21 protein-coding genes are annotated in these 23,177 nt (G+C 47.4%); 8 read left to right on the top strand and 13 right to left on the bottom strand.

Annotated elements, in window-relative coordinates; genetic code table 11:
* The first annotated feature begins 44 nt into the window (after nucleotides 1-44).
* From QMD03_01435 to QMD03_01425, 3 genes are all read left to right on the top strand, one after another.
* On the top strand, nucleotides 45-338 hold the full coding sequence (locus tag QMD03_01435) for a 4Fe-4S binding protein (GenBank protein MDI6775900.1): 294 nt from the start codon (nucleotides 45-47) through the stop codon (nucleotides 336-338).
* A complete protein-coding gene (locus QMD03_01430) occupies nucleotides 331-1,554 on the top strand; it encodes a transketolase C-terminal domain-containing protein (protein ID MDI6775899.1) in 1,224 nt (407 codons plus the stop codon). Before QMD03_01435 ends, QMD03_01430 begins: the two co-directional genes overlap by 8 nt.
* A gap of 121 nt (nucleotides 1,555-1,675) precedes the next feature.
* A complete protein-coding gene (locus QMD03_01425; protein MDI6775898.1) occupies nucleotides 1,676-2,572 on the top strand; it encodes a thiamine pyrophosphate-dependent enzyme in 897 nt (298 codons plus the stop codon).
* 54 nt (nucleotides 2,573-2,626) lie between these two features.
* On the opposite strand, the gene QMD03_01420 is transcribed toward QMD03_01425, so the two are convergent.
* The 5 genes from QMD03_01420 to lexA form a co-directional block, all read right to left on the bottom strand.
* Complete coding sequence (locus tag QMD03_01420; GenBank protein ID MDI6775897.1) at nucleotides 2,627-3,937, bottom strand: 3-deoxy-D-manno-octulosonic acid transferase; 1,311 nt, start codon at nucleotides 3,935-3,937, stop codon at nucleotides 2,627-2,629.
* 150 nt (nucleotides 3,938-4,087) lie between these two features.
* Nucleotides 4,088-4,384, bottom strand: coding sequence for a hypothetical protein (locus QMD03_01415; GenBank protein MDI6775896.1), 297 nt, complete (start codon nucleotides 4,382-4,384; stop codon nucleotides 4,088-4,090).
* Between the two features lie 32 nt (nucleotides 4,385-4,416).
* Nucleotides 4,417-5,796: a DNA methyltransferase gene (locus QMD03_01410; protein ID MDI6775895.1), complete on the bottom strand. Its 1,380-nt coding sequence runs from the start codon at nucleotides 5,794-5,796 to the stop codon at nucleotides 4,417-4,419.
* Nucleotides 5,797-5,809: 13 nt separating this feature from the next.
* A complete protein-coding gene (locus QMD03_01405) occupies nucleotides 5,810-7,525 on the bottom strand; it encodes a hypothetical protein (GenBank protein ID MDI6775894.1) in 1,716 nt (571 codons plus the stop codon).
* A gap of 26 nt (nucleotides 7,526-7,551) precedes the next feature.
* Nucleotides 7,552-8,169, bottom strand: coding sequence for a transcriptional repressor LexA (gene lexA, locus QMD03_01400; GenBank protein ID MDI6775893.1), 618 nt, complete (start codon nucleotides 8,167-8,169; stop codon nucleotides 7,552-7,554).
* A 392-nt stretch (nucleotides 8,170-8,561) separates the two neighbouring features.
* On the opposite strand from lexA, the gene rpe reads away from it, so the two are divergent.
* Nucleotides 8,562-9,218, top strand: coding sequence for a ribulose-phosphate 3-epimerase (gene rpe / locus QMD03_01395; protein MDI6775892.1), 657 nt, complete (start codon nucleotides 8,562-8,564; stop codon nucleotides 9,216-9,218).
* Between the two features lie 94 nt (nucleotides 9,219-9,312).
* On the opposite strand, the gene QMD03_01390 is transcribed toward rpe, so the two are convergent.
* Both QMD03_01390 and QMD03_01385 read right to left on the bottom strand, forming a co-directional pair.
* Complete coding sequence (locus QMD03_01390) at nucleotides 9,313-10,455, bottom strand: acyl-CoA dehydrogenase family protein (GenBank protein ID MDI6775891.1); 1,143 nt, start codon at nucleotides 10,453-10,455, stop codon at nucleotides 9,313-9,315.
* Nucleotides 10,456-10,497: 42 nt separating this feature from the next.
* Entirely contained in the window at nucleotides 10,498-11,355 is an 858-nt protein-coding gene (locus QMD03_01385) for a 3-hydroxyacyl-CoA dehydrogenase NAD-binding domain-containing protein (protein MDI6775890.1), read from the bottom strand.
* Between the two features lie 312 nt (nucleotides 11,356-11,667).
* On the opposite strand from QMD03_01385, the gene QMD03_01380 reads away from it, so the two are divergent.
* Entirely contained in the window at nucleotides 11,668-12,198 is a 531-nt protein-coding gene (locus QMD03_01380; protein ID MDI6775889.1) for an NYN domain-containing protein, read from the top strand.
* Nucleotides 12,199-12,355: 157 nt separating this feature from the next.
* Here the strand turns inward: QMD03_01380 and holA are convergent, their stop codons facing one another.
* The 6 genes from holA to QMD03_01350 form a co-directional block, all read right to left on the bottom strand.
* On the bottom strand, nucleotides 12,356-13,738 hold the full coding sequence (gene holA, locus QMD03_01375) for a DNA polymerase III subunit delta (protein ID MDI6775888.1): 1,383 nt from the start codon (nucleotides 13,736-13,738) through the stop codon (nucleotides 12,356-12,358).
* 364 nt (nucleotides 13,739-14,102) lie between these two features.
* Complete coding sequence (gene rpsU / locus QMD03_01370; GenBank protein MDI6775887.1) at nucleotides 14,103-14,294, bottom strand: 30S ribosomal protein S21; 192 nt, start codon at nucleotides 14,292-14,294, stop codon at nucleotides 14,103-14,105.
* Nucleotides 14,295-14,505: 211 nt separating this feature from the next.
* A complete protein-coding gene (gene hisC, locus QMD03_01365) occupies nucleotides 14,506-15,588 on the bottom strand; it encodes a histidinol-phosphate transaminase (protein MDI6775886.1) in 1,083 nt (360 codons plus the stop codon).
* Nucleotides 15,578-16,414, bottom strand: coding sequence for a lipoate--protein ligase family protein (locus tag QMD03_01360; GenBank protein MDI6775885.1), 837 nt, complete (start codon nucleotides 16,412-16,414; stop codon nucleotides 15,578-15,580). The genes hisC and QMD03_01360 overlap by 11 nt, the downstream gene beginning before the upstream one ends.
* A 37-nt stretch (nucleotides 16,415-16,451) precedes the next feature.
* A complete protein-coding gene (locus tag QMD03_01355) occupies nucleotides 16,452-17,558 on the bottom strand; it encodes a Xaa-Pro peptidase family protein (protein MDI6775884.1) in 1,107 nt (368 codons plus the stop codon).
* On the bottom strand, nucleotides 17,530-18,093 hold the full coding sequence (locus QMD03_01350; GenBank protein ID MDI6775883.1) for a hypothetical protein: 564 nt from the start codon (nucleotides 18,091-18,093) through the stop codon (nucleotides 17,530-17,532). Before QMD03_01350 ends, QMD03_01355 begins: the two co-directional genes overlap by 29 nt.
* A gap of 338 nt (nucleotides 18,094-18,431) precedes the next feature.
* Between QMD03_01350 and QMD03_01345 the strand changes: the two genes are divergently transcribed.
* The 3 genes from QMD03_01345 (at nucleotide 18,432) to QMD03_01335 (ending at nucleotide 23,149) form a co-directional block, all read left to right on the top strand.
* Nucleotides 18,432-19,694: a CBS domain-containing protein gene (locus tag QMD03_01345; GenBank protein MDI6775882.1), complete on the top strand. Its 1,263-nt coding sequence runs from the start codon at nucleotides 18,432-18,434 to the stop codon at nucleotides 19,692-19,694.
* Between the two features lie 114 nt (nucleotides 19,695-19,808).
* Nucleotides 19,809-21,086: an Nramp family divalent metal transporter gene (locus tag QMD03_01340; GenBank protein ID MDI6775881.1), complete on the top strand. Its 1,278-nt coding sequence runs from the start codon at nucleotides 19,809-19,811 to the stop codon at nucleotides 21,084-21,086.
* Between the two features lie 68 nt (nucleotides 21,087-21,154).
* Nucleotides 21,155-23,149 carry an APC family permease gene (locus QMD03_01335; GenBank protein MDI6775880.1) on the top strand — a complete coding sequence of 665 codons (1,995 nt, stop codon included), beginning with the start codon at nucleotides 21,155-21,157 and terminating at the stop codon, nucleotides 23,147-23,149.
* Nucleotides 23,150-23,177: the final 28 nt, after the last annotated feature.

The raw sequence follows: 23,177 nt of genomic DNA, 5'->3' as shown, positions 1-23,177 counted from the left end.
ATGACTGATGTTTTAATGACTGATGTTTTAATGAGGGGTTTCTGATGGAAAAAAGGGACGACAATATAACCGCCATGTGCAGGCCGGCAGTGGGAGAGGCAGGGAAAACCGGTGACTGGCGGGATATGAAACCGGTTATTGATCAATCAAAGTGCATTCCGGCAATCAAGAACAGGGCTGCCTGCCTCCTCTGCTGGCTTTACTGTCCCGATGGCGTGGTCATTCCAACGATCCCGGTAGGTATTGATCTCGAATACTGTAAGGGATGCGGTATCTGTGCAGAGGAGTGTCCTGCCAAGGCAATTACCATGGTGCATGAGGGGGCAAAAAATGAGTAATGTGCAGATTATGACCGGCAATCAGGCAGCCGCCATGGGAGTCAAACTCAGCCATGTCCAGGTGATTTCCGCCTATCCCATCACCCCCCAGACACCGCTGACGGAGACTATCTCGCAACTTGTCGAGGGGGGAGAGCTCAAGGCCGAGTATATCCGAGTGGAGAGCGAACATTCGGTCCTTGCTGTCTGTATCTCTGCCTCAGCCGTTGGTGCAAGGGTTTTTACCTCTACCAGTTCTCACGGACTCCTCTACATGCACGAACAGCTCCACTGGGCCGCGGGCTCCAGGTTGCCGATCGTGATGTGCTGTGTAAACAGAGGGGTAGGCGCCCCCTGGTCCATCTTCAACGACCAGCAGGATGCAGTGGCCCAGCGGGATACCGGATGGATTCAGATTTACTGCAGGAATAATCAGGAGATTATTGATACCGTGATCCAGGCCTACCGGATTGCCGAAGCGGTCTATGTACCGATCATGGTCTGCTATGATGGCTTTGTCCTCTCCCACACCATGACGCCCGTGGAAGTACCTGATGCCGACCTCGTCAGGGATTTTTTACCACCCTATAAGCCGCACATGATTCTTTCCCCGGAGGATCCGAGAAATATAAATCCCGTTATCTTTCCCTGGAGGCGGCAGGACCCGGAGGGTGTCCTCCGTGACGGTTATATGGAACTCCGCTACAAGCTCCAGAAGGCCATTGAGGGTGCACGTGAGGCAATCGTTACCACCAACCGTGCATACGCCGAAGTCTTCGGGCGGGACCACGGCGGGATGCTCTGGACATACAGGGCAGATGATGCCGAGGTGATCCTGACGGCAATGGGCTCCCTCGCCTCGGAGGCTACCGTGGCTGTGGATATACTGAGGGAGCAGGGAATAAAAGCGGGTGTCGTCGGCATCCGGGTTTTCAGGCCCTTCCCGAAGGAAGAGGTGAGAGAGGTCTTTGTAAATACAGGGGCCATCCTCGTCTTTGAAAAAGACATCAGTTACGGGTACGAGGGGGCACTGTGTTCCGATCTCAAGGCCGCTTTTTACGGTACCGGCAACAGGGCGCCGATCCATAATTATATCGTTGGCCTTGGTGGCAGGGACGTAAAGGCGAGGGAACTCGCCGAGGCGACCCTTTCCTCCCTTGAGGCAATTGCCTCGGGAAACACGGAACCGAAAACACAATGGCTTAACTGTGATACATACCTGCCGGAGACAGGTTAAGTGCCTAAAGTGCACTAAAGTGGGAAGTGCCTAAAGTGATCTAAAATGTAATCTTTGGTGAATTTAAAGAGTTATAGAATTTCCGAGATGGGAAGACAAAAAATAGAGTGGGGTAAAAGAGATGCCGGATAAACTATTCAAAGTAAACAGAGAGGAGTATATGCTGCCGGGGAACAGGTCCTGCCAGGGGTGTGGTCTCTCCCTGGCCTATCGTTACCTTTTGAAGGCGCTCCGGGAAAACACCATCCTCACCATACCGGCAAGTTGTCTTACGGTGCTCCACGGGTTGTATCCCACAACGTCTGTGGCCATCCCCTGTCTGAACTGCACCTTCCCCAGTACGGCGGCCTCCGCTTCCGGCATTGTTGCCGGCTTGAACGCCTTAAACAGAACCGATATCACGGTAGTCGCTGTTGCCGGCGATGGAGGAACTTACGATATCGGCATTCAGGCCTTGAGCGGCGCTGCGGAAAGGGGGACGGATTTCATCTTCGTCTGTTATGACAACGAGGCATATATGAACACGGGTACCCAGCGTTCCAGCGCCACCCCGATGGGTGCCCTGACCACCACGACACCGATCCTCACGAAACAGCAAAACAAGAAAGATATGCTGAAGATCATGGAAGCCCATGACCTCCCCTATCTGGCCAGTACCTCTGCCGCCTTCCCCCTTGACCTCTACGATAAATTCGTCAGGGCGAAGCGTATTAAAGGAACCAGATATATTGAGATATCTGCTCCATGTCCCCCGGGCTGGATATATCCCCCGAAAGATACGGTAAAGATAGGAAGACTTGCCGTAGAGACGGGGATTTTTGTCCTCTTTGAGATCGAGGACGGAAAGTTTCGCTTTACTGGACGGAGTAAGACCCTGGTGGAAAAAGGCAGCAGACTTCCCGTTATCAATTATCTGGAACGACAGGGGCGGTTTAGAAAGATGAGCATCGAACAGTTGACCCAGCTCCAGAAGTGGGTTGACACCAAGTGGAATGAGTACGTAAGACGGGCAGAATAAGGGTCGTAAGTCGGGGGTCAGGGGATAAAATTGCGGAAAAGGTCGCTCCTTAGCTCATTTCATGCCTTTCAGGCTCAATAGGGCCTTTCTTATCAATGCTGCATATCTTTCTGCGGCACCCACGTTTGCGGCCACCATCTCCTTTCCCTTCTTTCCTTTCCTGGTAAAGGTCTCGGTATCACCCATCAGTTCCAGGATGCCCTCGAGTAATTCTCTGTCACTGCGGATGGTAATCCCTGCCCCTGTCTGCTCCAGGAGGGCCTTTTCATCCCTGAAGTCTTCCATAGATGGACCGTAAAAGATAACCTTCCCCCAGGCAGCAGGTTCGAGGATGTTCTGACCGCCCCTCGGTACGAGACTGCCCCCGCAAAAGACCACCGTAGCCAAGCTGTATACCTTGAAGAGTTCGCCAATAACATCAATGATAATAACCCGCTCGTTAAAACGCTTTCTGCCCATTATGATTTCTGTCATCGTGATACTGTCCTCAAACCCCTCCTTTTTCACTAAGGCAAAGACTTCCTGAGATCTTTCCACATGGCGGGGAATGATAATCAGTTTGAAATCAGGGTAGGTCTTAAGTAGCTTCTGATAGACCCGGAGGATGATCTTTTCTTCTCCCTCATGGGTACTACCGGCCACAAAGACCTTCTCCCCCGGCGTGATCTTTAACCTGCGGGCAATGTCCGCCTGCAGATTCGGAGATACCTTTGCCGCCAAGCTATCATACTTGGCGTTACCAAGGATGTGAACCCTCGAAGGCGGCATCCCAAGGGTTTTCACCCGTCGGGCGTCAACCTCGGAGATCACCCCAATTTCTTCAATCGCATTCAGGATGCCCTTCCAGAAGAACCGCGTTATGGCGTATCCCCTGAAAGAGCGTGGAGATATCCGCCCGTTTATCACGACAATTCTCACGCCCCTCTCCTTGCAGGTCCTGATAAAATTGGGCCAGAGTTCTGTCTCCGTGGGGACAAACAAATCCGGTTTCACTAAACCGATAACCTTCTTCGTAACAAACGGAATATCGAGGGGATAGTAGATATAGGATGTGGCGGCAGGGACGAACCGGCGGGCCATTTCCTGGCCCGTTTCCGTGCTTGTGGAAAGAACGATACAGGCCTCAGGGAAAATATCCCTGAGAGAGACGATAACCGGGGCGGCAGCCGTCACCTCGCCTACCGATACGGCATGCACCCAGATCCTGGGGCTGCCTTTCATGCCAGAGATAACATCAGGTGAAATGAACCCGAATTTCTGGCCGAGGCTTTTCCTGTACTTTCCTGTCAACGTCATCTTCGCCAGATAATAGGGAACGGCGAATATGGTAACTATCCATAACAAAATATTGTATAATGCAAACATGTATCATCCCGACCAGTACAGTAACCACGGACTACGGTTCTACGGTGCCGGAAAAAGATTCAGTCATTAGTTTCTCAAGAGACTTCTGAAAAAGTATGATCCAGTGCGGATTAAGATTTTTGGTTCTTTTATAGATAAAAAGTAATCTATTTATGAACTCTTACGTTTAGTCTTAGACAAGTTCGTAATAGTGACATTCATTCCTTTTTCTTTGGCAAGGCCAACTGCCTTATCTATATCATTCTGAGGAACACGCAGTATTTTGCTCGAACTTTTCTGTGTTTTGAGCCTGTCAAGAGCTTTGTTGATAGCTAAGCTTGTGCCTCCTCGCTCTACTTCGATTGCATAATGTCCTCTTTTTGCGTCTAGTCTTTTACCGCCACCAATGGGAACCTCAGTTCTACTGGCAGACCCCTTACCTCTTTTGTGAGAACGACTCTCTACCATTTCATCCTCCTCATTCACTAAAAAAGTTTCTATCAATTCCTCTTTCTAAAAACTATCAACCATTCTACCTCTATTAATCCTGCTGTATGGTGACGTTTTGGTGCAAGTCCCCTTGCCTTTATACGGTCATACCCTACCTCAACGGTTTCAAATCCAACACTTTCAGCTATATCAATGATATATTTGTGGGTATAAACCGGAATCTTCCTAATTACATTATCGCCAACCAAGATACAGAAATGTTTGCCTGGTCTAAGAACCCCGTAGTTCTCTTCAATGTTTTTCTTTATATCTACAAAATACTTATAGACAATGTATGAACGCCTCTGATCAACTTCATAAATCTTCTTCAATGCTCTGTCAAGATCGGCAATACCGAACTGCTGTAATTTACTATATTCCTTTGCTGATACCCTTTCTGTTCCAACAAGCTGTTTTTTTAAATCTAATAGCTTTCCGTTATTTGCCAGTCCTAACCAAAAGAGCTCAAGCTTTATTGATCTAAAATATTCCTGGGCATTGGCATAAGGGGGTGAGGTAATGATTAAATCAACAGTATTATTCTCAAGTCGGATAGAACGGGCGTCTGAGTTTTTCAGCATTACTGCTTTAGGGCGCATCTTTGTTAACGATTCGATTTCCTTAATCCTGTTAGAATAATCCAAGAGACGTTTTGAGTAATCGTTCAGAGCTTCATCTAGAAATTTAAAGGTATTCAAATCCCTCTTTCCATTTGCAATAGCATCTCTCATATATTTGGATATGAAGGGCTTGCTTATTTTAGGATCTGCATTTGCCACCTTTCTGATAACAGAGGAGATACAGACCTTGAAAAATCTATAGATGGGTTCTGATAAATCGGGTTTAAGCTGTTTAAGTACAGCAAGGATTATACCAATCTCTTTCTGAACCTTCTTTTCAAACCAGTAATCCTTATTAGGGAATTCCACAGTTAATGGATCACCATTATACTCCTTTATGGCTGCCTTAAACTTTTCAATGAGCTTTGAAAATTGAAAATGGGATAAATCTATTGGAGTCGTCTTTACCTCTGTTATAAGCTGACCTAAGGGGTTGATATCTATACCATAGGAATGTCTTCCTAACAGAGATGCCTCCACAAGGGTCGTTCCTGAACCACTAAAGGGATCTAAAATATAATCTCCTGGTTGAGTAAGATTCCTAATTACATACTTAGGTATCTGAGGGATAAATTTAGCTGGATAAGAATGGATAGCATGGGTCAAATAGGTTGTGTTAGGTACTTCGGGGCAGAGTTTCCTAAAATTATATTCCTTGTCCCCATTTCTATCTTCTATAAAAATCTGGAAAGGACGTTTATCGTGAAAAAGGTCTGTCTGATATAAAACGGAAGGCTCTTTTATTAAAAGGTCTTGTCCCTCATTCTCCATTTTTCCTACCCCCTCAAATCCTTTCTATATCAGAAACCGTAACCTCTCTATCTATACTGAAGATTTCTCTGAACTTACCTTGCGAAACGGGAGATTGTTTATGCCTTTTCAACAGCCTGACAATATTTTCAGATGTAATATATGCCCCTTGAATACCTGTGAGGTTTGATATCTTTCTTACAATGTTCATTCTTCCCTTAAACCCACCAGCCAAGTATAAATAAAAGGCTAAGTCCAGAATCTTGCCTTGATGGTTGTATTTCTTATATTTCTCAATGTATTCACACATCTTAGGCCGGACAGGTAGAGAAAATTTAGGTTGTGCTTTTACATCAATAATAGCCACATACTCATCATCAATTATGGCTATTATTAAAATATCTGGTTCTCTCCCTTCATGGCTTATATTTTTAGCAATGAAACCAAAACCATCCTCTCCAAAAAGGTTTGTTGATACCTCCTGAAATTTATTCCAGCCTTTCAGTCCAGAAACGGAAAGTTCAAGAAACCGTCTTTCAAATGCCTCTAAAGAAGGAGGGAAAACTTCTTTAGAAATAATCTCCTCTACTTGTTTAAAGGGACACCCTGCTCTTTTGGATATTTCACTAAAAAGCTCTGTTGATAAATCTGTAGTTGGTTTGCGTGCCTGAATGTCTTGGTATACCCTGATTATCTTCCTCTTGGCTAATTCTCCCCTGGGAACTACAGGGACCTGCGTAAGCTTTCTTGTGTCCTTCCTTCTGAAGAGATCAAGGCCATATTGTCTCAGATAAAGCTCTTCAGATTCTAAAGGGTTTGTTCTTTCATGGATAGGGATAAATCTCTCTGGATACCTTTCAAATAACTCTTTAACAGCTTCCTTATCCTTATCCTTGATATAGAAACAGCTTTCAGTCCCCCTTTCTCTTTCAATTGATTGGGTATACTCTAAGTGGTTCACCATGGTATTAGCAATGCTTTCTCTTTCCTCAGCAGTACCAAAGTCCTTTTCAAACTTTGCTTCTTTTTCGATGACCGTTTGTATTACATCCCTTGAATATCCGATGTCTCTTGCAATGGCATCAATTATGTCTCTCTCTATCCTTTTATCTATCCCTATAATTCTTTTAACTCTTCTATCAAGTCCATACATCTCTTTACTATACTTGTAATAAAGGACTGTCACCTCCCGTAGTATAGGATTTTTTCTGAATCTAAGTATCTCTTTGACTTTAGAGAACATTTCTTTCTTGGTTTTCGTAAAAATAACGATCCTTGAAAGTTCCTCTTCTGTTAGTATATTTACTTTCTCATTTAGCAAAAGCTCCAGAATGAGCCTATAGGGATGAATACGAAAATCTGGATTTATGGTGGCCCTTCCTTCCTGAAAATAGGGAGCGGGATACTGGAAAGTAAGAACCTGCTTTGTCAATAATGGAACAGGGTCTTGTCCCCTTACCAAGGCTTCCCCGCATATGGTCAATTGGATTGTTCTGGTCTGGTGTTCTCTGAACCATAGTCCCCACATCTTTAACCAGGCTGCCCAAGTCCTTGCTCCACTCCCTCTCTTGTCTCTCTTACCCCCTGTACCCTTTAGTCCTGCTTTAACAAGTTCATCTTCAAAATCCAATTGCACTGCCGAGCCAGTCAACCATTCCTCACCTACATAATTGGCAAAGATTTTGATAGCTTCAGGGACAGGATTCAGATATCTCCTCGGTCTGGTAACCCACCATGTGTTATAAGACATACCATTTATCCTTATTGCCTGTTACTTCATATCCTGATCAAACCAATTACTTTACCCTGAATCTTAAAATCCCTTTCCACATAGATTGGCTTATAAAGAAGATTTGCGGGTTGAAGCTTGATCCTGGTTTTCTCTCTGTAGAAGCGTTTTATAGTAGCCTCATCGTCGACTACGGCAACAACAATTTCTCCATTATCTGCTGTCTCCTGAGGTCTCACGATAGCAAGGTCTCCCTCCAGGATATGATCCCCTACCATACTATCCCCTTGCACCTTTAAAAGAAAGCACCCTTCGAGCCCTTTTTTTAAATCCTTTGATAAGGATACCTCTCCTTCAATGTTTTCAACGGCCAAGATAGGCAAACCTGCCTGGATTCTTCCAACAATAGGCAGGGTAACCACATTTCCATTTCTACTAACAGAGGGTTTCTCTTCTAAGAGCTTTATTACCCTGATACCCCTGGCTATAGGGTCTCTTTCAATGTAACCCTTTCTTACAAGAGCATCTAAGTACCCCTTGACTGCATTAGGGGTTATCTTCATCACAGCCCCAATCTCTCTCAGGGAAGGAGGATACCCCAATTGCTCAATGTTTTCTACTATAAAATTGTAGACCCCTTTTTGTTTCTCTGTAACTGTTTCCATACCTTTTCCTTTCCTTCTAAAGTATACAGTTGTTATCTTTACAAATGTATACTACACATACATAACCATGTCAAGAACTTTTTTGCTACTGGTAGAATTTTTTTAAAAGTGCTAACAGATTGATATAGGAGGAGGTAGTCTTGTAAATGACACCGTTTAAGGTCTACCACTCTATTTTGAAGGGTATCGCCTGAATGCTGGTTAAAGGCTGAAGGGAGAGAATGCCTTTGAGTGCGGAGCGGAGGGAAACACTGAAGGGCATTCTGGACCCCTTGAATCCTTATAATCTTATTAACTTTTGGGGAGATGATCTACATTTTTAAAGTTGACAGGCCCAGGGCAATGGGAGTAAAAGTATCTATCCCAGATACCGAGTGAAAAAAGGGCTTACCATGGGGAAAATCGCTCCCTCTATACTTTCTGCAGATTTTAGCCGGCTGTGTGAAGAAATTGCCGCCGTGGAGGCAGGGGGAGCCGACTGGATCCACATTGATGTTATGGATGGTCACTTTGTCCCGAATATCACAATTGGTCCCGGTGTTATTACCTCACTGAGAAAGACTACCAAACTACCCTTCGATGTGCATCTGATGATAGAAAATCCCTACCGGTATGTCGAGGACTTCGCCGCTGCGGGAAGCGATATCATCACCGTTCATGTTGAAGCGACCGAGCACCTCCACCGTACCTTAACCATGATCAGGGATATGGGGATCAAGGTCGGTGTTTCCCTCAACCCCGCAACCCCCCTTATTCAGGTTGAACCGGTCCTCGCCGATCTGGATCTCCTCCTTATCATGACTGTTAACCCCGGTTTTGGTGGACAGGAGTTCATCAGCAGTATGCTGCCGAAGATCAGGAAGGCAAGGGAAATGATCAATACCATTTCTCCCGCTGTTTCTCTCGAAGTGGATGGTGGGGTAAACCTTGAAAATATTAAGACGATTGCCGAAGCTGGTGCAGATGTTGTGGTTGCCGGTACGTCCATTTTTGGAAGCAAGGATTACCGTTGTACCATCGCGGCCATGAAGACCATTTTAAATTCCTGAGTTGTCAGTTGCCAGCGATTAACTGTTCTTTCTCTCCTCCTGTTCCCCGATTCTTAACTTACTACGACTTACGACTTACGACTGATGTTTACTGTTATCTGGCCTGTAACATCCTGCCGATGGTCATTATTTCCGCTTCCTTTGTACCTTCGTAGAGCTCGAGAATCTTGGCATCGCGGTACCACTTCTGGACAGCGTACTCATCAATGTAGCCATAGCCGCCGTGGAGTTCCACAGCATAATTGGCGCAGAAAACAGCAGTTTGACCGCCAAAAAACTTCGCCATGGCAGCAAGAACATAGTCTGGCTGTCCCTGATCAATCAGGCAGGCTGATCTGTATGTGAGGCCTCTTAAGGCTTCTATCCTGATTGCCATCTCGGTCAGTTTCAACTGCGTCATCTGGAAGGAGCCAAGAGGGGCGCCGAAAGCCGTTCTCTCCTTCACATACTTGATGCTTGTCTCGAGACATGCCTCCGACAAACCGAGGGCCTGACCAGCGACTCTCACCCTGGTGGTATCAAAAAAGTGCATCAACTGGCGGAAACCATTACCCTCCTTGCCGACCAGATTGCTCCGGGGAACCCGGACATCCTCAAGGGCGATTTCGGCGGTATCACTGGCCCGGATACCCAACTTCCCGTGAATCTTATTCTTCGTTACCCCCGGGGCATCGGCGGGAACGATGATAAGGCTGAAACTGTTGTGTTTCTTCTCCTCCGGGTTGGTAATACACTGGGCTACCATGAAATCACATACGGTGCCGTTCGTGATGAACATCTTGTTTCCATTTATGACGTAGTAATCTCCGTCTTTCACAGCCCTTGCCTTGTACCCGGCCACATCGGTGCCGGCATTGGCTTCCGTAAAGGCCCCGGCGCAGACCGCCTCACCCCTGCACACAGGAGGGAAATAGGTTTTTTTCTGTTCTTCCGTTCCGTACTGAAAGATCGCCTCACAACCAAAGGGGGCAAAAGTGACATTCACCTCGATCCCCATGTCCACCCGGGCCATTTCTTCCGTAATAATGGCATCACCGAGGAAGCCCGCTCCGGCGCCACCGTACTCTTCCGGTATCCAGGCCCCGACAAGACCGTTTTCCGCCGCCTTCTTCCGGATCTCCGGCGTGTACATCTCCTTTTCGTCACATTCATGGGATACCTTGGAAAACTCGGCCACGGCAAATTTGTACGCCATCTCCTTTAACATTTTCAGTTCTTCCGTCAATTCAAAGTCCATCTTTTTTCTCCTTTTACCTTTCGGCTGCGCTCAAGGCATGCCTTATCTGTTGCTGTAATCGTAAACTCCTTTTCCGGTCTTTCTGCCATAGCATCCTGCCCTGACCAGTTTCCTCAGAAGGGGGGCGGGTCTGTACTTATCCCCCAATTCCCTGTGAAGCCCCTCCATGACGTGAAGGAGTGTATCGTTCCCCACCAGGTCGGCTAAGGCCAGCGGACCGATGGGGTGATTGCAACCCAGAACCATTCCCTTGTCAATATCCTCGGCAGTGGCGATACCCTCGTCCAGGGCATAGAACGCCTCATTGATCATCGAGCAGAGAAGCCTGTTCACCGCAAAGGCAGGGGCTTCCTTTACTACAATGACCTCCTTGCCGATCTTTGTCCCCCATTCTTTTGCTATCTCGAGGGTTTCATCGGATGTCTGGTAACCCCTGATGATCTCCAGGAGACGCATGACCGGCACGGGGTTAAAGAAATGCGTCCCGATAAAGCGATCAGGCCTTTTTGTCGCTGCAGCCATCTCCGTGATAGAGAGACCTGAAGTGTTGGTAAAAAACAGGCAATGGGCAGGCACAATTCCTTTCAGTTCGGTAAACACCTTCCTTTTGACCTCCATGACCTCAATAACCACCTCCACCACGACATCGGCGTTTCCGGCAGCCTCTTTCAGATCAAGGGTCGGCTTTATCCTGGACAGAATGCTATCCATCTCCTCCTGGGTCTTCTTTCCCTTTTCCACATCCCGGCCCAGGTTTTTCCTGATCATGTTCATCCCGTTGTCAACGAATCTCTGTTCAATATCCCGCAGGCTAACCTGATAACCTGCCTGAGCACAGACCTGCGCGATACCGTTACCCATCAGACCGGCACCCAGCACACAAATGTTCTTGATCTCCATCACTTAACTCCTCCCTGTTTCTTATTTTCTCTTTGCTGGACCTCTAACTTCAATGGCAGAATAAACTAACAAATTTGCCAAATTGAAGTCAAGCGAAAACAGGAGATACCCCGGGACGGGTAGAAATTTGAACGATTCCGTGATTTATGATATAAAAAACATATCAGCTATCAGCGAAAACAAAAAAATACCAGGGGAAGTCTACAACTCCTAAGAAATGTTCTCATACGTAGGTTTTTGTTTTGACCTGTCTTACTGATAGCTGACAGCTGAACGCTTACAAATAGGGGGCGCCAGACAAGGTTTCTGACCGTGCATATCATCATTGATGGCTACAACTTAATTAGACAATCCGACTCATTGAGGAGCTTTGAGAGGATAAACCTGGAAGAGGGACGTAAGGCTCTCGTTCGCAGCGTGTCACTCTACAGGAGACAGAGGGGACACCGGGTAACCATCGTCTTTGACGGTTGGGAGAACGGTCCTCCGGAAGAGGAAAGGGATCGGGAGGAAGGTATCCATATCATTTATTCCCGGAGGGGTGAAAAAGCCGACGAAGTTATCAAGAGGATGGTTCAGAGAAGGGGAGAGGAAATCATTGTCGTTACGTCGGACCGGGGTATTGCTGATTTTGTCAACCGGAGGGGAGGGGTTACCATCCCCTCCAGGGAGTTTGAGTCCCTCGTTAACAGAACAAAGCTACAAATGTCCGCCAATACCTGCCCTGTGGAAAATAATGAAGATGGGGATGAAAACCACAAAAAGGGAACAAAAAAGAAAGGACCATCGAAGAGGCTATCCCGGAAAGAAAGGGTTCTTCTATCTAAGGTAAAAAAATTGTAACTACTCAGGTAGGCTTGAGAGGGGCAAAGGCTTGAGAGGGGCAAAGGCTTGAGAGGCACAATGCTTAGCAGTTTAATCAGGAAGTTAAGCAGCAAATAAGCAAGACAACTTTGTGCCTCTGTACCTTTGCCCCTAATCCTGTTCCCTGACCTCTGGTTTATTCGCAGACTTTGATAAGAAACTTCTCCAGCAACAACTTCGGGTCTCTCATCGTTGACTTTAGGGCAATATCCATATCTACGAGATATTCCAGATAGTTTACCAGGGCCTTACACGAAAACCGCTCCGAATTTCTTAAGGTATTATAGATAACATAAGGGTGCTGAGCGGTAAGACCCTCTCCACTTTCTTTTTTCCCGGAGTAACCGCTTCCTTCCTTGAGAAGGGGATAAACAGCCCTCTGAAACTGGCTGTAGTCCATACCTGGATTAAAAGGGGACAGCCTACCGGAGTTAATAAATATTTTTGCATGTAGGAGAAACCTGATCTCCCGCATGATCATCGCTAAGATCAACAGGTGATGGACACCCTGATCAAGGAGATCCTTCAGAGTCAAAAGGGCCCTGTCCAGATTCTTCTCAGCAAGCGCTGCTGTTAAATCAAAAACCGTATCTTCCCTCGTTTTTCCGATAACCTCCTCAACATCCTTTTCTTCAATGGTAGCTTTCTCCCCCGTATAGCTGACCAGCTTTTCGATGGCTACCATGGAGTTCCTCAGACTCCCGCCTGTCCTTTTGCCGATGGCCACCCAGGCACTAGGTGTCAGTCTCTTCCCCCTTCTCGCGAGGAGGTCTTTCGCCGTATCCATCAGCATGTGTTTTTGTCTTGTTTCACCCTTGACCCGGGGGAAATAGAGGATTTCTCCCAGCTCGGATATAGCCTTGAAAAACCTCTTCCTCCTATCTACCACCTCGGCTGTCATGATAAGGTGATTTCCCTCTGGGAGGCCTCTTCTTAAGAGACCCTCGAGACGATCCGTATCTTCCCTGTATCGTCCCATATCCAACTCATGGCTGACGCAAAAATCAATGACTCCAGGAAGCCACGTCTCTCTGTTTTTTCCGCCATCTCCTTCAACAGTCCTATGCCAGTCTTCATCAGTGATTCTCTTCCAGCCGTCATCCTTGAGATCATCAAGGCTCCAGCCTGCGATCCTCAAGAATTGCATAAAATACATTGCTGCCCTGGCGAGATTGCTTTTATGATAGTCGCTGATTTTTTGTACCAGATCGGGCAAGGTTTTCCTCGAAGAGAAAATGCGTGTGTTTCCGAGCACAACTACTTTTCTTCCCGTGATAAGAGGGGGAGTCAGGAGGGATTCACAGAGTCTGTCAACATCTTCATTTTCCCCATCCATATAAAAGAGATGCAGAGTTCTGTCACCGGCGGGGAGGATAAGGTCCGTGATTTTCTCCAGGGCCTCCTTTATCAGGTACTCCTCTTCTCCATAGAGAAGGTAACAGGGGGCTACCCTTCCTTCTTTGAGATCACTAAGGACCTTTTTCAGGATTTCCTCGTCCTCACCTGCCTGAAAGTTCATCTGTCAATCTCGAGCTTTCCTGAGCCGATACGGGACGCATCATAATTACTTTCTATCCTGAGAGAGTTTTGGGATACTGAAAATTGGCTTCGTGAAGGGCGAATGCAAGATTTTTTCGTAACCATTCTTCGCGAAGCGAAACGTCCGCAAAGGCAAATGTTTGAGCGCGCAGCGCGAGTTGTTGCCTTTGCAGTGGAGCGAGCGTTAGAATGGTCGAAAAAAGATTTTGAGCCCTTGTGAAGTCAATTTTCAAAGGTCTCTCCTGAATCTCTGACGTGAGTTACTCCTCGCCCTCTAAGCAGGAAAGATGGCCTTGCCCTCCTTACGGCATCATCCACTACACTCTTACTGGGGATTGTGGCATTTAATAGCCTTTTCGCCGCTGAACCTTAGCATATCTCCTGCGTGCCTCAATAGCCTTCCGCTTTTTCTTAACAGAAGGTTTCTCATAGGCTCTACGTAACTTTAATTCCTTGAATAAACCGCTTTTGGACAATTTATTCTTGAGAATCTTCAAGGCCCTCTCCACATCATTATCAATTACCTTTACCTCCAAAGTACTCCTTCCCTTCTTTTATTTTCAAAAAGTTTTGTAAGCGTTCAGCTGTCAGCTATCAACGGTCAGTAAGACAGGTTTTAGCCGAAAACTGACGGCTGATAGCTGAACGCTTTTATAGTCCTGCTTTTTTCGGGACAAAAAAAGGGTAGTACGGCCTCTTAAGTACTCCTTACCCGTGCCGTAATCTACCCCTGTTGGCTCTATAATGTTAAACCACTCTCCTTACTTTGGCGATGATGCCCTTTAACGCCGCTAAAAACTCCTCATTTTCCTCGCGATTTCCAACCGTTACCCTCATGCAGTTTCTCATAATCCCGGGGGCATTGAAATTTTTGATCAGGATACCCTTTGCAAGCAGGTTATTATATACACTATCTACATCAAAATCGCAACTAAAAAAAATAAAATTCGCCTCAGAAGGATAGGGATGAACCCCTTCCATCTCTTTAAGTGCCTTGAAGAGTTCTTCCCTCATGTTGATAATCTCCTCCGCCTGCTTTAAAAAAGTTGCTTCGTTATCTAAATAGAAACCAGCGACGACCTGCGATAGGGCATTGAGGTTATAGGGAAGTCTTACCTTGTCCAGTTCGTGTATCAGGGAGGCAGGACCGATCAGGAAGCCGATCCTCATGGCGGCAAGGCCTATCTTGGACAGCGTCCTTAAGATGACTAAGTTTTCATACCTGTTTAAAAATGGCAGAAAGGTCTTCCCGGAAAATGGAAAATAGGCTTCGTCAACAACCACGATACCCGTTGATTGCTCGATAATCGCTTCTATCTTCTGCTGACTGAAGCAATTACCGGTGGGGTTGTTGGGGTAACTCAAAAATATCAATGGAGTGGTCTTTGTTGTGGCAAGGTGGCGAAGTATGGCGTCCACATCTAAGTCAAATGAGGCATCGAGGGGCACACCAATGACCCTGTGGCCGTTGTTTAAAGCAGAGATACTGTACATGGCGAAGGTGGGCACAGGAATAATAACGTCTAAGGTCTGGCCTGTTAGGGCGGTACAGAGGATATGGATGAGTTCATCCGACCCGTTACCGATCATCAGCATATCCTCTTCAACCCCGTAATACCCTGCAAATCGGGTCCTGAGCCGGTGAGAACCAGGTTCAGGATAGCGGTTCAGGTCAATCTTCTTCATCGCTTCAAAGATACTGTCCTTTAAGGGAGTGGGGAGCGTAAATGGATTCTCATTGGCATCCAGTTTGATTTTACAGGATGGGGCTTCGGCAGGATAGGCCATCTGAGAGAGTACTTCTTCTCTGATCAGATTTTTAAGATTCATTCATCATCACCTTGCCTTCCATGTTCCACCTATTAGTCAAATACTTGTTCCTCAACAGACGTGTCCTGATCTCTTTCTCAGGAGGGGTAAGGTCCTGCTCAATAAACTGGATACCCATCACCTTCTCGAAACCTTCTCGCAAAACCTCACAGAGCATAGTTAGATCAATCGGTGGACTGACATGATCGTGGATTGATGTCACTGATCTTCGCAGTTGCTCTATCTGCTTTTTCCCTTCATGATGGTGGGGCAGCATGACGGCACAGGTTTTGAAGGGATCGAAGTTTATGAGAATGGAACCGTGTTGAAGGAAAACGCCGTGGGATCTCACCTGGGCACTCCCACATATCTTCCTTCCCTCCACCAGAAGTTCATACCGTGATGGCGATGAAAAACAGAACGTCTTTAACAAACCTTCTTGAAAAGTTCTGCCCTCATCGGCAATCTCAGCCTTAATACCGAGTCTGGACAAGCCTTCGGCGATACAACCACTAATGACTCTGTACGTCCCGAGGATATCGGGGGAAAAGAAGGGGTAATTTCCCCTGGCTACAACCGCATAGGTCAACTCGCTTTCATGAAAGACTGCCTTACCCCCCGTGGGACGCCGGACAATATCAATACCATACCTGCGACAGGACTTGACATCTACTTCTTTGCAGATATCCTGGAAGTACCCTATTGATACCGTTGGCGAGAGCCATCCGTAAAACCTGAGTGTCGGTAGTATCTCCCTACGACGATTTTCTCGAAAAATGGCCTCATCAATGGCCATATTCTCAAAGGCACTAAACTGCCTGAAGGGGAGAAGCCTCCATGCCTTCACAGGAAATCAATCGTCCTCCGCTTGCTTCCTGATACTATTAAGTTAATATTCTAAAATCCTTTGCTGTCTTCGTCAGGACTTCACAACCGTCTTCTTCTACCAGCACAGTATCCTCGATCCGTATTCCCCAGAGGTCCGGTATATAGACGCCAGGTTCAATAGTTACCACCATGCCAGCCTCAAGGATACATTTTGATTTAGCCGCTATCCGTGGTGCTTCATGGATGTCTAAGCCCACACCATGACCCGTGCCATGGGGGAAATATGCACCCAGGCCTCCATCCTCGATGCAAGTTCTGGCCACACGGTCAATCTCACTGCATGGTACGCCAGCCCTGACATTATCCAGTGCCCGGTCATGGGCCTCTTTGACCAGTCTGTAGACCTCTTTTTGCCTGGGCGTTGCCTGCCCAACAACAAAGGTACAGGTCTCATCGGAGTGGTAACCATTGTATACCGCCCCACAGTCAATTACCACAATGTCCCCGTTTTCAATCTTGCGGTTTGACGGTGCGGCATGGGGCAAGGTGGTGTTTGTTCCTGAGGCTACAATCGTCGCAAAGGAGACCTGCTCTGCGCCGTTATGCCTCATCTTGAATTCAAGATCAATGGCGATATCCCTCTCTCTGACACCTGGCCTGATAAGATCCCGAACAGAAGTAAGGGCCCCGGATGAGATCTCAGCCGCTTTTCTGATCAAGGCAATTTCTCTCTCATCCTTGATAGCCCTGATGGTGCCGATCTCATCAGATATGGGCTTTAACTTCGCTCCCTTTAAGCTGTCCTTTAACCTTGCGTAGGTGTCATAGCTTATCGCTTGCGCCTCAAATCCGACAGTTTTCGCGCCGTCGTTTAGGATAGCGGTTACGATCCCGTCTATCTTATCCTGATATTCAAAGACCTTAACCTCGGGAGCTTCCTGTCTTGCCTGGGTTGCATAACGGCCATCAACTAACAATGTTGTCCACTCCTGCCCGATCAGGAGGGCTCCCTCGCTGCCTGCAAAACCAGTCAGGTAGCGAATATTTATCATATCAAGGATCAGAATGGCTTCAATACCAAGACGGGGGAGTCTGGAGCGGATGCCCGCTATCCTCTCAGGAGGTACCCCCCGCTCACGCTTTATATTCTCGTATCTTCTCAATGTTTTTCAACCACCCCGTGAGTTCCTTGATCACTTCCGAGTGTCTGCCTTGGGAATAACCATTTCCCGTCCTGTCGCTCAGCATGGCCCTGACATCGTGGAGTTTCTCCGCCGCCTTTTGATTCCCCGCATCCCTTTTAAGGATTTTCTCTAAAATATCCGCTGCTATCTCGAGGTGACCCTGCCTGATGTAAAATTCTGCCAGGGTCATGGTGTGAAAATCGGGGGCAATATACCCGATGTTATCGTAGCCTTCTTCCCCCACCGGGAAAGTGGCGTCGCCTTGAGCGTTTATGATGATGGTATTCAGTTTTTCTGATACTTCTTTTGTCAGGGGTGAGTTGGGGTTCAAGGTGATAAATCTCTGGTAACAGGCAATCGCCTCCTTACTGAACCCCTTCTTCTGATAGATGTTGCCTATGGATACATATATCCTCGACAGGTCAAGGATAATACTTTCCAGTTTACCGAAGATTCCCCTCGCCTCCGCCAGCGAAAGAAATTCTTCCCGTTTTGTGGAATTATTATCGTTCATCAGGACCTTGTCTTTCCAGGGAATTGACGAGGTTTACGAATACCGCGGCCAGGCTATGGGAAGCTAACACAGCAGGTATAGCGTGTCAAGAGAGAAATCTTCCCTCAAGCGTTCAGCGTTCAGCAATCAGCCGTCAGCGAGATAAAGAAAAATAATGAATTATCCATAAAACATTGCTTTAACAATAAGAGTGTGTCTTGTCTGAGCCTCTGTTTTTTTACTGAAAACCTGTTGATATAGGCTGATAGCTGAATGCTTAAAAAATACTTGTTTTGTAAAAAAAGCTTTTTTAATATGTCTGACGGTGTTATAGACGAAGTACCTGGAGGTGTCTTATCATGGTAATAAAGCCGGAACCTCAGGTTTTTTTGTTTTTGAGCCAGATACTGGGGGAAAAAATCGTTGATTCCGAAGGCCGGCCTCTGGGAAAGATCATGGACCTAGTGGCCAGCATGACGGAACCATATCCTTACGTTACAGATATCCTTCTGCTCTTACGAAGCGGGAAAGGGCCGTTTTTTTTGCCATGGCAGAGAATTACTGATGTTGATGGCAAGTTCGTTGTTCCTTCCCTCATGCCGGAGGATATTCGTGAGCCCGTCCTTCGTGAGGGCGAGGTCTTGCTTAAGGACACCCTGCTGGATAAGCAGGTTGTTGATACCAACGGGGCAAAGGTTCTCAGGGTAAATGACCTCCATCTTCTGAAGGCCCGTAATAGCCTTTTTCTGATGCATGTGGATGTCGGCTTTCGTGGTTTGATGCGGCGAGTAGGACTGGAAAGGCCTCTGGAAGTTTTTTTACGCTGGTTTTTTGACTATACCCTTTCTGATAAGTTGATCTCCTGGATGTTTGTCCAGGCGCTTTCTTCCCCTGATCTTCTCCGCCTGAGGGTTGCCCAGAACCGTCTCGCCCGACTCCACCCTGCAGACCTGGCCGATATCATTGAAGAACTGGATATTTATAAGAGGACTGCCGTATTTCAATCCCTGGATACAGAGACTGCGGCGGAGACCCTTGAGGAAACAAACCCGAAAATTCAGGTGAGCTTGATCGAAAACCTGGAACCGGCGGAAGCTTCCGACATTATTGAGGAGATGTCCCTTAGCGAGGCCGCCGATCTCTTGGGGGACCTGCCGAAGGAGAGGGCGGAAGATATTCTCAGGGAAATGGAAGAGGATTTTGCCGAGGATGTCAGGGAATTACTGATACATCCGGAGGAAAAAGCCGGGGGACTGATGACAACCTCTTTTTTGCGTTTTGCCCCGGAAGTTTCCGCCGGTGAGGCGATGGACTTTGTCCGTCGGGAGGCGGAAGATGTGGATTTAGTCTATTACCTTTATGTGATTGATGATGAAGAACATCTTTTAGGTGTGATCAGTCTCCGCGAGCTCCTGACGGCCCCTCCTCAAACCAGCCTTTCTGAACTAATGCATACAAGGGTTGTCTCTGTAAGCCTTAATGAGAAAAAGGGGCAGATCGCCGATCATTTTGCCAAGTATGGCCTTCTGGCTATACCGGTTGTGGACAAAATGAACAGGATCAGGGGAGTGATCATCTTTAAAAATCTCCTTGAGGTGGTTGCTCCCCAACTGGGGAAATAAGGATAAGCGTTCAGCTATCAACCGTCAGTTTTCGGCAAAAACAAAAAGATACCAGGGGTTACTGATCGCTGATAGCTGACGGCTGAACGCTCATAAATCAGGTAAAGAAAGACCATGCCCGTGAATCTTTCGAGGATGAAAACCACAATATTTCATGGCATTTCCAGGCGGGGGATCTGGAGATCGCTAGGGCTTTTCTTTGTCCTTATCGGTCCTGGTATCATTACCTCCAACGTTGATAACGATGCTGGCGGTATTACCACCTATTCTCTGGCCGGAGCTGAGTTTGGCCTGAAGCTTCTGTGGCTCCTGATTCCTATTACTCTGGCGCTGGTTATCATCCAGGAAATGTGCGCCCGCATGGGGGTAGTCTCAGGAAAGGGCCTTTCGGACCTTATTCGGGAGCGATTCGGTGCTAAGATAACCTTCTATTTAATGATTGTCCTCTTTCTTGCCAATCTGGGTAACACCATTGCTGAATTTGCAGGGGTGGCGGCGAGCATGGAAATATTCGGTGTAAGTAAGTATATTTCCGTACCCCTGGGGGCCATCCTTGTCTGGTGGCTGGTGATAAAGGGAAGCTATAAATCCGTGGAAAAGGCTTTCCTGGTCGCCTGCCTTTTCTATCTTTCTTATATTATTTCCGGCTTTATGGGTAAGCCAGACTGGGGCGAGGTCCGTTCTGCACTCCTTACACCCACCTTAAGATTCGATCCTCCTTTCCTTACCATGGCGGTGGGTGTCATCGGAACCACTATCGCGCCGTGGATGCAGTTTTATTTGCAATCTTCCGTTGTTGATAAAGGTCTCAAGGTAGATGATTACAAGTACACCAGGATAGATGTGATATTTGGCTCACTGACCGTCAACGTCGTAGCTTTTTTTATCATCATGCTCTGTGCAATTACTCTCTTTCAGGCTGGAATAAAGATAGAAAGCGCCAAAGATGCCGCCCTGGCCCTCGCTCCCCTGGCAGGAAAATATTGTTCATGGTTGTTCGCCTTCGGTCTGCTTAATGCCTCTCTGTTTGCCGCTTCCATCTTACCACTTTCCGCAGCTTATACTATCTGCGAAGCCTTTGGCTGGGAGTCAAGTTTGAACCGCAAGTTTGCCGAAGCGCCACAATTTTATGGCCTGTATTTCCTGATGATCTTTCTGGGGGCCGGTATAATCCTTTTACCCGCCATGCCTTTAATCTCTATCATGTTTTATTCTCAGGTGATCAACGGTGTACTCCTTCCCTTTATCCTGATCTTTATGCTCCTGCTGATAAACGATAAGAGGATCATGGGGCGTTATACCAATAGTTTACTTATGAACATTGTAGCCTGGCTGACAGTCGCCGCTCTCATATTCCTCTCTGGCGCCATGGTTTTTGTTTCGCTGAGATGAAAACGATGCTGAAAACTCTCATTGAGACTTGAGGAGAAGATGGCGTCCTGAGACGTGGAAGATAAGATATGGAAAAGGAAGCGGCATCAATAAAGGAACGGCTGAATAGGTTGCTCCTGGGACGTGAACGCAGTCCCACGGAACCGGGTATCTTTAGAAAACTGTCACTCGTTGCGTTTATGGCATGGATCGGCCTTGGTTCTGACGGTATCTCTTCGTCGTGTTATGGTCCACAGGAGGCATTCTTAGCGCTTGGCGGTCACTACAGCCTTGCCATCATCCTGGCCCTCCTCACAGCGCTGACCGTCTTTATCATCAGCGCCAGTTACATGCAGATTATCGAGACCTTTCCCACCGGGGGGGGGTCCTATCTGGTCGCCAGCAAACTTCTGGCCCCGCCGGTGGGTATGGTAGCGGGCTGCGCCCTCATCGTGGATTACGTACTTACCATTGCCGTTTCCATTGCCAGTGGTTCCGACGCCGTTTTCAGCTTCCTTCCCCTTATATGGCAGAACTACAAACTCCCCGCTTCTTTTGCCATCCTGATATTTATGACCGTCCTGAATTTAAGGGGAGTTAAGGAGTCCATAAGACCTCTTGTCCCCATTTTTATTATCTTTATCCTCACCCATGTCATTACCATTCTCTATGCCATCTTCTCCCACCTCTCGGATGCCCCCTTGCTAATGGAGCGGACGACAGTGGAGTTGCGGGGTTCTGTTTCTCAATTAGGTCTCGGGGGGACGCTGTTTATGATCCTCCATGCCTATAGTATGGGGGGCGGAACCTACACGGGGATAGAAGCGGTCAGTAACGGGATGCCTTTCCTGCGGGAACCACGTGTGGAAACCGGCAAAAGGACCATGCTTTATATGGCCGTCAGTCTGGCTTTCATCGCCGGTGGGCTCATTCTGAGTTATCTGTTCTTACAGGTTACCCCGCAGGCCGGGAAAACCCTTAACGCCGTCCTCTTCGAACAAGTTGCAGGGCAAGGTCTCGGTGGTTATGGATTCGTGATGGTGGCACTCATATCAGAGGCCCTGATTCTCGTTGTGGCAGCACAGACCGGTTTCCTCGGCGGCCCTACTATCCTTTCCAATATGGCCCTGGATGGTTGGATGCCGAGCCGTTTTTCCGTCCTGAGTGATCACCTCGTAACCCAGAATGGCATTCTGATTATGGGCATCGCCTCGGCGGTAATCCTCTGGGTCTCCGGGGGATCGGTGAGGTTCTTAGTGGTGCTTTACTGCATCAACGTCTTTCTGACCTTTTCCCTTTCACAATTAGGTATGGTTGTCCGGTGGTGGAAATTGCGCCGTCGCTATCCTAACTGGGGGCGCAAGATAACGATCAACGGTATCGGTCTTCTCCTCACCACGTTTCTCCTGATCTCGGTGATTATTGTAAAGTTTCATGAGGGGGGATGGCTGACGCTGGTGATTACAACCTCTCTTGTGACCCTGTCCATCTTTGTCAAGCGTCATTATAACCAGACCGGCCGTTTACTCAAGCGGCTGGAGCTTCTCCTCACAGGCGCCCTTCCCAAACGTGCCGAGGCGCTACCGGCGGTGCAAGTCAGGAAAGCTCCCCCGGCAAAGGCAACGGCCACTACCAATACGGCGATCATCATGGTGAATGGCTTCAGCGGTGTAGGTCTGCACTCATTGTTTAACATTTTGAGGATTTTTCCTGATCATTTCAAGAATTTCATATTTATCCAGATCGGGGTGATTGATGCCGGTCGTTTCAAGGGTGTAGAGGAGATCGAAAACCTTCGGCAAACAGTGATAATGGACCTGTCGAAGTATGAAGAATTGTTGCGGTCTCACGGTTACTATGCGGAAGGTTTATTTGCCCTGGGTACCGATGTGGTGCATGAAGTGGAAAAACTGGCCTCCCAGGTGGTCAAACGGTTTCCCTCCAGTGTGTTTTTTGCGGGTCAACTGGTTTTTCCCAGGGATTCAATGGTTACCCGCGCTTTACACAATTATACGTCCTTTGCCGTGCAGAGGCGGCTCTACCAGCGGGGTATCCCTGTATTCATTCTTCCGATTCGCGTATAAGTTTTATCAGCTTTCACCTTATTTCTGA

The sequence above is a fragment of the Syntrophales bacterium genome, from assembly GCA_030018935.1.
In the GTDB taxonomy this organism is placed as follows: Bacteria; Desulfobacterota; Syntrophia; order Syntrophales; family CG2-30-49-12; genus CG2-30-49-12.
The sequence above is the reverse complement of the archived record's forward strand: the minus strand, read 5'-3'. Positions and strand labels throughout refer to the sequence as shown.

Coding starts and splice junctions, on each gene's coding strand:
- QMD03_01410 (MDI6775895.1), bottom strand. CDS start 5,796: ATGGAGAATGAGGGACAAGACCTTTTAATAAAAGAGCCTTCCGTTTTA.
- rpe (MDI6775892.1), top strand. CDS start 8,562: ATGGGGAAAATCGCTCCCTCTATACTTTCTGCAGATTTTAGCCGGCTG.
- hisC (MDI6775886.1), bottom strand. CDS start 15,588: ATGAATCTTAAAAATCTGATCAGAGAAGAAGTACTCTCTCAGATGGCC.
- QMD03_01430 (MDI6775899.1), top strand. CDS start 331: ATGAGTAATGTGCAGATTATGACCGGCAATCAGGCAGCCGCCATGGGA.
- QMD03_01385 (MDI6775890.1), bottom strand. CDS start 11,355: ATGGAGATCAAGAACATTTGTGTGCTGGGTGCCGGTCTGATGGGTAAC.
- QMD03_01390 (MDI6775891.1), bottom strand. CDS start 10,455: ATGGACTTTGAATTGACGGAAGAACTGAAAATGTTAAAGGAGATGGCG.
- QMD03_01420 (MDI6775897.1), bottom strand. CDS start 3,937: ATGTTTGCATTATACAATATTTTGTTATGGATAGTTACCATATTCGCC.
- QMD03_01425 (MDI6775898.1), top strand. CDS start 1,676: ATGCCGGATAAACTATTCAAAGTAAACAGAGAGGAGTATATGCTGCCG.
- QMD03_01335 (MDI6775880.1), top strand. CDS start 21,155: ATGGAAAAGGAAGCGGCATCAATAAAGGAACGGCTGAATAGGTTGCTC.
- QMD03_01340 (MDI6775881.1), top strand. CDS start 19,809: ATGCCCGTGAATCTTTCGAGGATGAAAACCACAATATTTCATGGCATT.
- QMD03_01435 (MDI6775900.1), top strand. CDS start 45: ATGGAAAAAAGGGACGACAATATAACCGCCATGTGCAGGCCGGCAGTG.
- lexA (MDI6775893.1), bottom strand. CDS start 8,169: ATGGAAACAGTTACAGAGAAACAAAAAGGGGTCTACAATTTTATAGTA.
- QMD03_01350 (MDI6775883.1), bottom strand. CDS start 18,093: ATGAACGATAATAATTCCACAAAACGGGAAGAATTTCTTTCGCTGGCG.
- QMD03_01345 (MDI6775882.1), top strand. CDS start 18,432: ATGGTAATAAAGCCGGAACCTCAGGTTTTTTTGTTTTTGAGCCAGATA.
- holA (MDI6775888.1), bottom strand. CDS start 13,738: ATGAACTTTCAGGCAGGTGAGGACGAGGAAATCCTGAAAAAGGTCCTT.
- QMD03_01405 (MDI6775894.1), bottom strand. CDS start 7,525: ATGTCTTATAACACATGGTGGGTTACCAGACCGAGGAGATATCTGAAT.
- QMD03_01415 (MDI6775896.1), bottom strand. CDS start 4,384: ATGGTAGAGAGTCGTTCTCACAAAAGAGGTAAGGGGTCTGCCAGTAGA.